Source organism: Photorhabdus antumapuensis, assembly GCF_020387775.1.
Classification (GTDB): domain Bacteria; phylum Pseudomonadota; class Gammaproteobacteria; order Enterobacterales; family Enterobacteriaceae; genus Photorhabdus; species Photorhabdus antumapuensis.
Genome location: NZ_JAHZMK010000043.1, coordinates 76194 through 88480, shown reverse-complemented (window position 1 = coordinate 88480; position 12287 = coordinate 76194). Strand labels below are relative to the sequence as shown.

11 protein-coding genes are annotated in these 12287 nt (G+C 44.4%); 8 read left to right on the top strand and 3 right to left on the bottom strand.

The window, feature by feature from the left end; all coding sequences use genetic code 11:
- Positions 1–164: 164 nt before the first annotated feature.
- The gene (locus KZ793_RS16680) at positions 165–1550 is read right to left on the bottom strand and encodes an amino acid permease (protein WP_225816363.1); all 1386 of its coding nucleotides are present in this window, start codon (positions 1548–1550) and stop codon (positions 165–167) included.
- Positions 1551–1720: 170 nt separating this feature from the next.
- Between KZ793_RS16680 and queE the strand changes: the two genes are divergently transcribed.
- Complete coding sequence (gene queE / locus KZ793_RS16675) at positions 1721–2392, top strand: 7-carboxy-7-deazaguanine synthase QueE (RefSeq protein ID WP_225816362.1); 672 nt, start codon at positions 1721–1723, stop codon at positions 2390–2392.
- A gap of 41 nt (positions 2393–2433) precedes the next feature.
- Here queE and queD read toward each other — a convergent pair whose 3' ends face one another.
- A complete protein-coding gene (gene queD / locus KZ793_RS16670; RefSeq protein WP_132355931.1) occupies positions 2434–2796 on the bottom strand; it encodes a 6-carboxytetrahydropterin synthase QueD in 363 nt (120 codons plus the stop codon).
- Positions 2797–3063: 267 nt separating this feature from the next.
- Here queD and cysJ point away from each other — a divergent pair, with 267 nt between their 5' ends.
- Genes cysJ through KZ793_RS16655 form a run of 3 tightly spaced genes read left to right on the top strand, consistent with a single transcriptional unit; the run spans position 3064 to position 7327 of the window.
- The gene (gene cysJ / locus KZ793_RS16665; protein ID WP_225816361.1) at positions 3064–4866 is read left to right on the top strand and encodes an NADPH-dependent assimilatory sulfite reductase flavoprotein subunit; all 1803 of its coding nucleotides are present in this window, start codon (positions 3064–3066) and stop codon (positions 4864–4866) included.
- Entirely contained in the window at positions 4866–6596 is a 1731-nt protein-coding gene (gene cysI, locus KZ793_RS16660; protein ID WP_225816360.1) for an assimilatory sulfite reductase (NADPH) hemoprotein subunit, read from the top strand. Before cysJ ends, cysI begins: the two co-directional genes overlap by 1 nt.
- Entirely contained in the window at positions 6593–7327 is a 735-nt protein-coding gene (locus tag KZ793_RS16655) for a phosphoadenylyl-sulfate reductase (protein ID WP_225816359.1), read from the top strand. Before cysI ends, KZ793_RS16655 begins: the two co-directional genes overlap by 4 nt.
- An 84-nt stretch (positions 7328–7411) precedes the next feature.
- Here the strand turns inward: KZ793_RS16655 and KZ793_RS16650 are convergent, their stop codons facing one another.
- On the bottom strand, positions 7412–7654 hold the full coding sequence (locus KZ793_RS16650; RefSeq protein WP_225816358.1) for a toxin-antitoxin system HicB family antitoxin: 243 nt from the start codon (positions 7652–7654) through the stop codon (positions 7412–7414).
- A 162-nt stretch (positions 7655–7816) separates the two neighbouring features.
- Between KZ793_RS16650 and cysG the strand changes: the two genes are divergently transcribed.
- The 4 genes from cysG to cysC are packed head-to-tail and all read left to right on the top strand — an operon-like array spanning position 7817 to position 12235.
- The gene (cysG, locus tag KZ793_RS16645) at positions 7817–9229 is read left to right on the top strand and encodes a siroheme synthase CysG (RefSeq protein WP_225816357.1); all 1413 of its coding nucleotides are present in this window, start codon (positions 7817–7819) and stop codon (positions 9227–9229) included.
- A 9-nt stretch (positions 9230–9238) separates the two neighbouring features.
- On the top strand, positions 9239–10147 hold the full coding sequence (cysD, locus tag KZ793_RS16640; RefSeq protein ID WP_225816356.1) for a sulfate adenylyltransferase subunit CysD: 909 nt from the start codon (positions 9239–9241) through the stop codon (positions 10145–10147).
- A gap of 11 nt (positions 10148–10158) precedes the next feature.
- Positions 10159–11601: a sulfate adenylyltransferase subunit CysN gene (gene cysN / locus KZ793_RS16635; protein WP_225816355.1), complete on the top strand. Its 1443-nt coding sequence runs from the start codon at positions 10159–10161 to the stop codon at positions 11599–11601.
- 1 nt (position 11602) lies between these two features.
- Positions 11603–12235: an adenylyl-sulfate kinase gene (cysC, locus tag KZ793_RS16630; RefSeq protein WP_225816354.1), complete on the top strand. Its 633-nt coding sequence runs from the start codon at positions 11603–11605 to the stop codon at positions 12233–12235.
- The last annotated feature ends 52 nt before the right edge of the window (positions 12236–12287 follow it).

Below are 12287 nucleotides of genomic sequence, written 5' to 3'. Positions count from 1 at the left end.
TCTATGAAGGGGGATTTTTACTATGTATTGCGATGGATTCATATTTTAAAAATAAGATTTATTTTGATTAATATATAAAAATGATATTGAGATAAATGTCAAATATATCTTTTCTGAATAAATTAAAATAAACGCCAGAGCAATCTGGCATTTATGAATAAAAATTATTTGTTTATCTGATGGGTTTGAGAAATATTTTTCTTTTTGCTAAAGAAATAGGTGATTGATAATAAGATTACCCATGTGATTCCCACAATTAATGCAATGCGGGTTTTCTCGAAATAGCCCAGTAATACAATAACAAATACCATAAAGATAATTGTTAATATTGGTGCTATTGGCCACATAGGAACAGGGAATTTTAATGTTTTAACTTCTTCTTTATTCATTTTGCGGCGCATAGCAACCTGAGAAAGCAGGATCATCAGCCATACCCACACAGTGGCAAATGTTGCGATAGAAGCAATGATAACGAAAATTTCATTCGGAAGCAGATAGTTAAGAACAACGCCAATCAGCAGGACGGCTGACATAACTACCACTGTCATCCACGGTACACCATTACGGCTCAGCTTGGTGAATGATTTAGGCGCCTGTCCTTCTTGGGCCATACCATACATCATGCGGCCAGCACCAAAAATATCGCTATTAATTGCAGAAATTGCGGCAGTAATAACCACAATGTTAAGAATATTAGCCGCAGAATTAATACCTAGGCTAGAAAAAATCTGTACGAATGGACTCCCTTCTTGACCAATTTGATTCCACGGATAGATACACATCAGAATAAACAGGGTCAATACGTAGAACAGCAAAATACGGAAAGGAACAGCATTGATTGCTTTTGGAATAGTTTTTTCAGGATTTTTAGCTTCGCTGGCAGTAATACCAATGACTTCAATACCACCAAAAGCAAACATCACAATGGCAAGTGAAGCTATAACACCACTGATGCCATTAGGCATAAAACCGCCATATTCCCATAAACTGGAAATGCCGGTTACATGGTCTGTTTCCTGACCGAATCCATATACCATGATAGCCATGCCGCCGATAATCATAGCGATAATTGCGGTAACTTTCACAATAGAAAGCCAGAATTCCATTTCACCGAAAATCTTCACATGGCAAAGATTAATTGCGCCAATAAAGCAGACAATGCTTAGCACCCAGATCCACTGTTCCACATGTGGGAACCAGAGCTTCATATAAAAACCAAATGCAGTAACGTCAGCCAGGCAGACGATCAGCATTTCGAATATATAATTCCATCCGGTTAGAAATCCGGCTAAAGGGCCGAGGTAATGGCTGGCATAGTGTGAAAAAGAACCGGCTACTGGATGGTGAACAGCCATTTCGCCTAATGCACGCATCACCATAAATACGGCAGCACCGCCGATTAAATAGGCGAGTAATACGGCGGGTCCAGCTTGCTGAATAGCTGCTGCGGAGCCATAGAACAGCCCTGTGCCTATTGCGGAGCCTAATGCCATAAAGCGGATGTGCCGCCCGGTTAGACCCCGTTTCAGCTGAGTTTCATTATTCTGCATTATTTATTCCTGTCACTTTCTCAGTGCTAGATATATTTTAAGCACACAATGCCCCGATAAGCTTCATATTAGCCGAGCGAAGCAAACCCTGTACCTTACCATAAAGATTGATGTCTGCGGGATAGATATCTGTAATAATGCATTCCTATCTAATGAAACCAGAGATTTTTATGTTTTACCCGATTAACGAAATATTCCAGACATTGCAGGGAGAAGGTTTTTTTACGGGAGTCCCGGCAATTTTTATTCGTCTGCAAGGGTGTCCGATCGGTTGTAGCTGGTGTGATACTAAACACACCTGGGAAAAAGAAGCCGAAAAGCAGCGAATGCTGGAGACAATCTTACTGAAGACGAATGAAAGCGATGAATGGGGTGAAGCATCACCTAAGCAAATTGCAGCACTGTTTGTTCAACAGGGATATACCGCGCGTCATGTTGTTATTACTGGTGGTGAGCCTTGCCTTTATGATCTTACTCCTCTGACTGAAGAGTTAGAAAGCCTTGGCTATCAATGCCAGATAGAAACCAGTGGTACGTATCATGTTAAATGTTCTTCTGCCACTTGGGTGACAGTTTCGCCAAAAGTTAAAATGCGTGGTGGTTATCAGGTATTGCAGCAAGCTTTGCAGAGAGCTAATGAAATAAAACATCCAGTTGCACGTGAAAGAGATATTGAGGCATTGGATGAGTTATTAGCGGTATTGGATGACAACTCATCGCGTATTATTGCATTGCAACCGATTAGCCAGAAAGAAGACGCTACCCGTTTATGTATTGAAACTTGTATTGCGCGCAATTGGCGGCTTTCTATGCAAACACATAAGTATTTGAATATTGCTTGAGAGATTACTGCACTGGAGGTTTCCTGGTGCAGTAATTTGTTTCACTTTCCGCGGAAAATACATCCTGCGTTACAGGTTTCTTTCACCATAACGGCACTGAGTTGTGGAATTGAGGGTTTAACTTTAGCCCAAATCCAGGCTGCCAGTACTTCGCTAGTTGGGTTTTCCAGTCCAGGGATATCATTCAGGTAGTGGTGATCTAGCTGTTCCCAAATGGGTTTAAATACAGTTTTTAGATCAGCAAAGTCCATAATCCAACCACTATGAGGATCGACTTCCCCGGTAATTTCCAGCCGAACCATAAATGAGTGCCCATGCAGGCGTCCGCATTTATGGCCTTCTGGAACATGTGGCAGGTGGTGGGCGGCTTCAAACTGAAAATCTTTAAAAATCGTTGTGCTCATAGTGGTTCTCCCTGACTTCAAAAAACCCGTCATTCTACCTGATCCTCTGAATTAAACCTGGTTTTTTCATTTTTTTGCCATTGCTCTTATTAACTGTTTTATAGATATATTAAATCTGTAAATATGGTTAGGCGTTTTGGTTATTTGATATTGCGATAGTTTCTTTAAATAGTAACAAGTCGCTGAGATAACCTTACAAACAATCCCTATTTATTTTCTCTACTAAAAATAACGGACATTAGTAATCGTAAAGGGCAGCACAGGACAATGAGCATAAAACCACCTTCAATTTCACTTCTTCCGGTTTCACCTGAACAGCTAGCGCGTTTGCAATCGGCAGTTGGGGATTTTTCACCGACTCAATTAGCCTGGCTGTCTGGTTATTTTTGGGGAATGGTAAATCAACAACCACAGGTTCAGGCTGTGGCTCCGGCGGTTCCGGCACAGGAGACGATTACATTAATTTCAGCTTCACAAACCGGTAATGCTCGCCGTTTGGCCGAGCAACTCCGCGATGATTTGTTGGCAGAGAAACTCAATGTCAATCTATTCAATGCCAGTGATTATAAATTCAAACAAATTTCTCAAGAAAAGATACTGATAATTATTGCTTCTACTCAAGGTGAAGGAGAACCTGCTGAGGAAGCGGTTGCATTATATAAATATCTCTATTCTAAAAAGGCACCGAAGCTGAATGGTGCGGTATTTGCGGTTTTTGGTCTGGGTGATACTTCTTATGAGCGGTTCTGCCAGGCCGGAAAAGATTTCGATAATCGTCTCAATGAATTAGGTGCTCAACGGCTTCTGGAGCGTGTAGATGGTGATGTGGAATATCAGCAGGTTGCGGCCCAGTGGCGTAAACAATTAACTGGGATACTGAAACAGCGTATTCCGGCTGAGACAGGAACTGTGATTATTTCTGCACAGAACAGATCGGTAAATGAAGTTTTCTCAACTTCTTATACTAAACAGGCACCATTGACTGCGGCTTTAGCTACTTGTCAGAAAATAACGGGCCGTGGTTCTGATAAAGATGTTCGCCATATTGAAATTGATCTGGGAGATTCCGGTCTGCGTTATCAACCGGGTGATGCTTTGGGTGTCTGGTTTAAAAATGATCCGGCTCTGGTGGATGAATTGTTGAATCTACTCTGGTTGGAAGGAACAGAACAGATTGAAGTTAATGGTCAGAAATTACCATTAAGGGAAGCACTGATCAGCCATGTTGAGCTAACCCAAAATACTAGCTTGATTGTAGAAAAATATGCTGTGCTGGCAAAAAATGAGAAATTATTGTCTCTGATTGCCGATAAACAGGCATTACAGCAATACGCTCACAATAAACCTATTGCCGATATGGTAAGAGAGGCTGCTTCTCAGCCAGAAGCTCAACAGGTTATTGATTTATTGCGGCCTCTAACGCCAAGACTTTATTCAATTTCTTCCTCTCAGGCTGAAGTAGAAAATGAAGTTCATATTACAGTCGGTGTTGTTCGTTATGAAATTGATGGTCGGGCCCGCACCGGCGGTGCATCCGGCTATCTGGCAGATCGCTTACAGGAAAATGGTGATATTCGTATTTTTGTTGAGCATAACGATAATTTTCGTCTGCCTGCTGATCCACGCACGGCTGTCATCATGATTGGGCCGGGAACTGGAATTGCACCATTTCGGGCATTTATGCAGCAAAGGGAGGCCGATGGCGCTGAAGGGAAAAATTGGCTGTTCTTTGGTAATCCACATTTCACGGAAGATTTTCTCTATCAAATGGAGTGGCAGCGTTATGTCAAAGATGGCCTGTTGACTCGTATTGATCTGGCGTGGTCCCGTGATCAGCAGCATAAAGTTTATGTTCAGGACAAATTGCGTGAGCAGGGCGAAGAAGTGTGGCGTTGGATAAAGGAAGGGGCACATCTGTATGTATGCGGTGATGCAAACCGGATGGCGAAAGATGTGGAACATGCGTTGCTGGATATTATTGCTGAGTATGGTGGCATGGATATCGAACAGGCAGATGAATTCTTAAGTGAACTGCGCCTTGAGCGCCGTTATCAGAGGGATGTGTACTAATGAACGATAAACAACATGGTCCTTTGATTGTTAAAGGTAAACTGGCTGACAGTGAACGTATGAAGCGGGAGAGTAACTTCCTGCGAGGTACGATTAGCGAAGATTTAACAAATGGCTTGACAGGAGGTTTTGAAGGGGACAATTTCCTGTTGATTCGTTTTCATGGCATGTACCAGCAGGATGATCGTGATATCCGTGCTGAACGGGCAGAGCAAAAACTAGAGCCACGTCATGCAATGATGTTGCGCTGTCGTCTGCCGGGTGGCGTGATTACGCCACAGCAATGGCTGGGTATTGATAAGTTTGCTGAGGAAAATACCCTTTATGGCAGTATCCGGTTGACTAACCGTCAGACATTTCAATTTCATGGTATTTTGAAAGGGGATGTAAAACCTGCACATCAATTACTGAATCAGGTTGGTCTGGATTCGCTTGCGACGGCGAATGACGTTAACCGCAATGTGCTTTGTACCTCGAATCCTATTCAATCAGAGCTGCATCAGCAAGCCTACGAATGGGCAAAGAAAATTTCAGAACATTTGCTGCCACGTACCCGTGCTTATGCTGAACTCTGGCTGGATAAAGAAAAAGTTGCAACTACGGATGAAGAGCCGATTCTTGGGCCCACTTATTTGCCGCGTAAGTTCAAAACCACGGTAGTTATTCCTCCCCAGAATGATGTTGATCTACATGCTAACGATCTGAGCTTCGTTGCCATTTCAGAAGGTGGCAGACTGATTGGTTTTAACGTGCTGGTGGGTGGTGGTTTGGCGATGACTCACGGCGATAAAAATACCTATCCACGAATGGCGAGTGAATTTGGTTATATTCCGCTTGAGCATACATTGGCGATTGCTGAAGCTGTGGTGACCACTCAGCGTGACTGGGGTAACCGGACTGAGCGTAAAAATGCTAAAACCAAGTATACGTTGGAGCGGGTTGGCATTAACACCTTTAAAGAGGAAGTGGAAAAACGTGCGGGCGTGAAATTTGAAGCAATCCGGCCTTATGAATTTACTGGCCGTGGTGATCAAATTGGCTGGCTAAAAGGAATCGATGATAAATGGCATTTGACGCTGTTTATTGAGAATGGCCGCCTTTTGGACTATCCGGGCAGGCCACTGAAAAGTGGCGTTGCCGAAATTGCAAAAATCCACAAAGGGGATTTTCGCCTGACAGCCAACCAGAACTTAATCATTGCTGGTATTCCTGAAAGTGAAAAACAGCGCATTGAAACTATCGCCCGTCAACATGGGTTGATTGACGATAAAACCACCGTTCAGCGTGAAAACTCAATGGCTTGTGTCTCTTTCCCAACTTGTCCATTGGCAATGGCTGAGGCTGAGCGTTTTTTGCCGGAGTTTGTCACCCATGTTGAACAACTGATGAATAAACACGGTATTGGTGATGAACATATTGTTTTGAGGGTGACGGGTTGCCCGAATGGTTGTGGTAGAGCTATGTTGGCGGAAGTGGGGTTGGTGGGTAAAGCGCTTGATCGCTATAACCTTCATCTTGGTGGAAACCGGATCGGCACTCGTATTCCACGCATGTATAAAGAAAATATCAGTTCTGAAGCGATCTTATCCATCATGGATGAACTTATCGGGTGCTGGGCGATAGGGAGGCAACTAAATGAAGGCTTTGGCGATTTCCTGATCCGTACCGATATTATCAAACCGGTACTGGATGCGGCCCGCGATTTTTACGATTGGCAGGAGGCGGTATGAGCCAACTCAGCTTATCACAATTGGTTGGAGTGGCGACAGAACAGCAGGAGACATCACTGGTTGAGATTAATCAGCGACTTGAAATTATGGATGCTCATCAGCGGGTAAATTGGGCATTGGAGAATTTGCCGGGGGAGTTTGTTCTTTCTTCCAGTTTTGGCATTCAGGCGGCGGTATGTCTTCATTTAGTGGCACAGGAATACCCGGATATTCCTGTCATTCTTACTGATACCGGCTATTTGTTCCCTGAAACTTATCAATTCATAGATAAATTAACAACGCAACTGAAACTGAATCTGCAAGTATTCAGTGCTGAACATTCTCCAGCCTGGCAAGAAGCTCGTTATGGAAAATTGTGGGAACAAGGTGTAGAGGGAATCGAACGCTACAATCAAATTAATAAAGTCGAACCAATGAATCGGGCTTTGAAAAACCTGAGAGCACAAAGTTGGTTTGCTGGTTTACGCCGCCAGCAATCTGAAAGCCGATCAAAATTACCGGTTTTGTCTGTACAGCGTGGCGTATTTAAGCTCTTGCCGATTATCGACTGGGATAACAAACATGTGCATCAATATCTTACAAAGCATGGGTTGGAATATCATCCATTATGGGAACAGGGTTATCTCTCTGTTGGTGATACTCATACAACCCAAAAATGGGAACCGGGTATGAGTGAAGAACAAACCCGTTTCTTTGGCTTAAAGAGAGAATGTGGGTTACATGAAAATTAAAAAACCGGATATTTCCTGAGTGGGATCGATGGTAAAGCCCTCGCTTTGTTTTATGGCGGGGCTTTGTGCAATGGATTTTTACGCCTATTTCATTTGTTCATTTAAACTTTCAATGATAAATGCGTTCACCGAAACTTGATGCTCGGCTGCTGCATGATGCAATTGCTCCCCAAATGATTCGGGGTAGCCCTGAATACTATCAGAGATAAAATCACAATAACCGGACAATACTAAGAATTTACCCCTGAACATGCCGATTTCCGGCACGTAGCTAATAACAGCCAGTTGCCCGGCTACTGTCATTATATTTTGTGCTTTCATCTTCATCCTCATGCAATCTAATGAAAAGCTATTCTAGAAAGGTCACCTATATTCCATTACAGAACAATTAATTCCTTTTTGTCATTTTATAACTTTACCACCGACTCATATATTCATTCGAAACAGTTTCATTACTTATAAATATTTCACTGGATACAAAGGGCAATTGTGGATTACTTACCGATATTTGTTGAGTTGAAAGGGCGGCTTGTATTACTTGTCGGTGGTGGAGAGGTGGCTGCACGTAAGGCGACTCTACTACTACGGGCAGGTGCATTATTACAGGTTGTAACGCCTGAATTATGCTCTGAATTACAACAGCGTTATCAAGCTGGTGAGCTGGAATGGTATAAGAGAGAATTCCAACCTGAATATCTTGATGGCATCTTTTTGGTCATTGCGGCGACTGATGATCGCATTCTAAATCATCAGGTTTTTACCGAGGCGGATAAGCGCGGTATTTTGGTCAATGTCGTTGATGATCAATCTCATTGCTCATTTATTTTTCCATCAATTATCGATCGTTCTCCTGTTTTAGTGGCGATTTCATCGGCGGGAAAAGCCCCGGTACTGGCGCGTTTAATACGGGAAAAGCTGGAGGCGTTACTGCCTTCCAGTCTTGGCACGATGGCAAAAATCGCCGGGAATTGGCGTGAACGAGTAAAACAGCGATTAACTTCCATGCGCCAGCGTCGTTCTTTTTGGGAACAGGCTTTTAATGGTCGTTTCGCTATGTTGGTTGCAAACGGTCAGATCCAACAGGCGGAAGAACAACTTGAGCAACAACTGGAACAGCCTGATTCACCGGGAGAATTGGCTCTGGTCGGTGCAGGTCCAGGCGATCCGGGATTACTGACATTGAGAGGATTACAGGTTATTCAGCAGGCTGATGTGGTGCTTTATGATCATCTGGTCAGCAGTGAAGTGCTGGATCTGGTTCGCCGTGATGCAGATAAAATTTGCGTTGGCAAAAGAGCGGGTAATCACTCTGTTTCTCAGGAAGAAACTAACCAATTGATAGTGAAATTTGCCAGACAGGGGAAAAAAGTGGTTCGCCTTAAAGGCGGTGATCCCTTTATCTTTGGTCGTGGTGGTGAGGAGTTACAGATTGCGGCATCAGCAGGCATTCCTTTTCAGGTCGTACCGGGCATTACCGCCGCTATTGGAGCGACTGCTTACGCGGGAATTCCTCTGACTCACCGGGAGCACTCGCAGAGTATCACTTTTATTACAGGTCATTGCCGGGAAAATGGTAATGAGCTGGATTGGCAGGCTTTGGCCAAAGGCAACCAGACTCTGGCGATTTATATGGGGACGGTGAAATCCGCCTTGATAAGCCATCAATTAATTTTACATGGGCGGGCGGAAGATACACCCGTGGCTGTTATCGGTTGTGGTACCCGTCCAGAGCAACAAGTGTTGACAGGCACTTTGCTGGAACTGGAACAGTTAGCACAGCAGGCACCGTCACCGGCGTTACTGGTAGTGGGGGAGGTAGTTCAACTCCACCATCAGATAGCCTGGTTTGGGCAACAACCTATTGCCAAGATAAGTCGTCCGGCAGTAGTCGATTTTGCATAAGGAGTGGTAATGGACAAGAAAAGATTGACACACTTGCAGCAACTTGAAGCTGAAAGTATCCATATTATACGAGAAGTGGCCGCAGAGTTTGAAAACCCAGTAATGCTTTACTCTATTGGTAAAGATTCTTCGGTCATGCTTCATCTTGCACGCAAGGCGTTCTATCCGGGAACCTTACCATTTCCTTTGCTGCACGTGGATACGGGCTGGAAATTCCGCGAAATGTACGAGTTTCGTGATCGTACCGCGAAGAATTACGGCTTTGAACTATTGGTGTATCGTAACCCGCAAGGGGAAGCAATGGGAATCAATCCATTTGTGCATGGTAGCGCCAAACATACTGACATCATGAAAACGGAAGGGTTAAAGCAGGCATTGGATAAATATGGTTTTGATGCTGCCTTTGGTGGCGCTCGTCGTGATGAAGAGAAATCACGTGCTAAGGAGCGGATCTATTCCTTCCGTGATCGCTCGCATCGTTGGGATCCTAAAAACCAGCGTCCTGAATTGTGGCGCAATTACAACGGTCAGATTAACAAAGGTGAAAGCATTCGCGTATTTCCACTTTCCAACTGGACTGAACTGGATGTTTGGCAATACATCTATCTGGAACAAATTGATATCGTTCCTCTCTATTTTGCCAAACCGCGTCCGGTAATAGAGCGTGATGGCACGCTGATTATGGTTGATGACGACCGGATCGATTTGAAGCCCGGCGAAGTTATCAGTCAGCGCAAAGTTCGTTTCCGTACTCTTGGTTGCTGGCCGCTGACGGGGGCCGTGAAATCTGATGCTGAAACATTGCCGGAAATTATTGAAGAGATGCTGATATCCACGACAAGTGAGCGGCAAGGACGGCTGATTGACAGTGATCAATCTGCTTCTATGGAACTGAAAAAACGTCAGGGTTATTTCTAAGGAGAACAACCATGTCCGCACTTGCACAAAATGAAGCTATTGCTGATCAAATTAAACAACAGGGTGGTGTGGAAGCCTATCTGCGTGCTCAACAGGATAAGGGATTGTTGCGTTTCCTGACTTGTGGCAGCGTGGATGATGGCAAAAGTACCCTGATTGGCCGTCTGTTACATGATACCCGTCAGATCTACGAAGATCAGCTTTCAACATTGCAGAATGACAGTAAACGAATCGGTACTCAGGGTGAAAAATTGGATTTGGCTTTGCTGGTGGATGGTCTCGCCGCAGAGCGCGAACAGGGCATCACCATTGATGTCGCTTATCGTTACTTTTCCACCGAAAAACGCAAATTTATTATTGCCGACACGCCGGGACATGAACAATACACCCGCAATATGGCGACAGGCGCATCGACCTGTGATCTCTCGATTCTGTTGATTGATGCCCGTAAAGGCGTTCAGGAGCAGACCCGTCGTCACAGTTTTATCAGTACCTTGCTGGGGATCCGCCACTTGGTGGTTGCGGTGAATAAAATGGATCTGATGGAATACAGGCAGGAGGTTTTTGACCTGATCAAACAAGATTATTTGAACTTTGCCGCTCAGTTGCCGACAGATTTGAAAATTTATTTTGTTCCGATCTCTGCACTTGATGGCGATAACATTGTCACCAGAAGTACCAATATGGCCTGGTATGAAGGGCCAGCGTTGTTGGATATTCTTGAAACCGCAGATGTAAAGAAAGAGGCTTCGAAGCAGTTATTGCGCTTCCCGGTACAGTATGTCAGCCGGCCTGATCTCGATTTTCGTGGTTACAGCGGTACACTTTCATCTGGGATTTTACGCAAGGGGCAGAAGATTAAAGTCATGCCATCTGGTGTAACCTCGCAAGTAGAGCGGATAGTGACTTTTGATGGTGATTTGGATTTTGCTGTCCCTGGTGAAGCAATTACCGTGGTGCTGAAAGATGAAATTGATATCAGCCGGGGCGATCTCCTGATTTCTGCTGCTGATGAGATGACGGTTACCCGGCATGCGTTGGTGGATGTCGTGTGGATGTCTGAACAGCCTTTGGTGCAGGGACAAAATCTTGATATCAAAGTGGCGGGTAAAAAGAGCCGTGGGAAAGTTGAGAATATCCAGTATCAGGTGGATATTACGAACCTGACACAACGGGTGGCTGTTGATTTACCATTGAATGCCATCGGATCAGTGGAGTTTTCTTTTGAAGAGCTATTAATGCTCGATAGTTATCAGCAAAATAGTGACACTGGCGGCATTATCTTTATTGATCGGCTGACTAATGTCACGGTTGGTGCTGGTTTGGTGCGTGAAATTCAGACAGATGTTTATGAAGGGCCAAAAGAATTCAGCGAATTTGAACTGGAATTGAATCGGTTGATTCGTCGTCATTTCCCTCATTGGGGAGCCAGAGATTTACTGGGAGGTAAATAAATTGTCTGACATTGAAAATTTGGCATCAGAAAATGTTGTCTGGCATCCATATCAACTGACCAGAGCGCAGCGGGAGGTTGAAAATGGGCATCCTGCATTGGTTATTTGGTTCACTGGTTTATCGGGTTCAGGTAAATCCACGGTGGCCGGGGCCTTAGAGCAGGCCCTGTTTCAACGGGGAATAAAAACTTATTTGCTTGATGGCGATAACTTGCGTCATGGTCTTTGTCGTGATTTGGGTTTCTCCGAACAGGATAGGCAGGAAAATATCCGCCGTGTGGGTGAAGTTGCCAGTTTGATGGTCGATGCGGGTTTAGTCGTGCTGACGGCTTTTATCTCCCCTCATAAAGCAGAGCGGAAAAAGGTGCGTGAACTGTTGGAACCGGGGAAATTTATTGAAGTTTTTGTCGATACACCATTGGAAATTTGCGAATCCCGTGATCCTAAGGGATTGTACAAAAAAGCCCGTGCAGGTGAAATCCGTCATTTCACAGGGATTGATTCAGTCTATGAGGTTCCCGATAACCCGGAAATTTATCTTCCAGGCCAGCAACCCGTTGAAACCTCCGTGGCCCAGTTGCTGGTGGAATTGGAAAAGAGCGGCACCATACGCTCAAGGATTCATCACGAATAACATCAACAAAGGCACATTATTGCGTCTTCAATGATGTGCTTGTGTAAATAGC

Bases quoted from the DNA above. Each gene is read 5' to 3' on its own strand.
- KZ793_RS16655 (WP_225816359.1), top strand. From the start codon at position 6,593: ATGAGCCAACTCAGCTTATCACAATTGGTTGGAGTGGCGACAGAACAG.
- cysI (WP_225816360.1), top strand. From the start codon at position 4,866: ATGAACGATAAACAACATGGTCCTTTGATTGTTAAAGGTAAACTGGCT.
- queE (WP_225816362.1), top strand. From the start codon at position 1,721: ATGTTTTACCCGATTAACGAAATATTCCAGACATTGCAGGGAGAAGGT.
- cysJ (WP_225816361.1), top strand. From the start codon at position 3,064: ATGAGCATAAAACCACCTTCAATTTCACTTCTTCCGGTTTCACCTGAA.
- cysN (WP_225816355.1), top strand. From the start codon at position 10,159: ATGTCCGCACTTGCACAAAATGAAGCTATTGCTGATCAAATTAAACAA.
- KZ793_RS16680 (WP_225816363.1), bottom strand. From the start codon at position 1,550: ATGCAGAATAATGAAACTCAGCTGAAACGGGGTCTAACCGGGCGGCAC.
- cysD (WP_225816356.1), top strand. From the start codon at position 9,239: ATGGACAAGAAAAGATTGACACACTTGCAGCAACTTGAAGCTGAAAGT.
- queD (WP_132355931.1), bottom strand. From the start codon at position 2,796: ATGAGCACAACGATTTTTAAAGATTTTCAGTTTGAAGCCGCCCACCAC.
- KZ793_RS16650 (WP_225816358.1), bottom strand. From the start codon at position 7,654: ATGAAGATGAAAGCACAAAATATAATGACAGTAGCCGGGCAACTGGCT.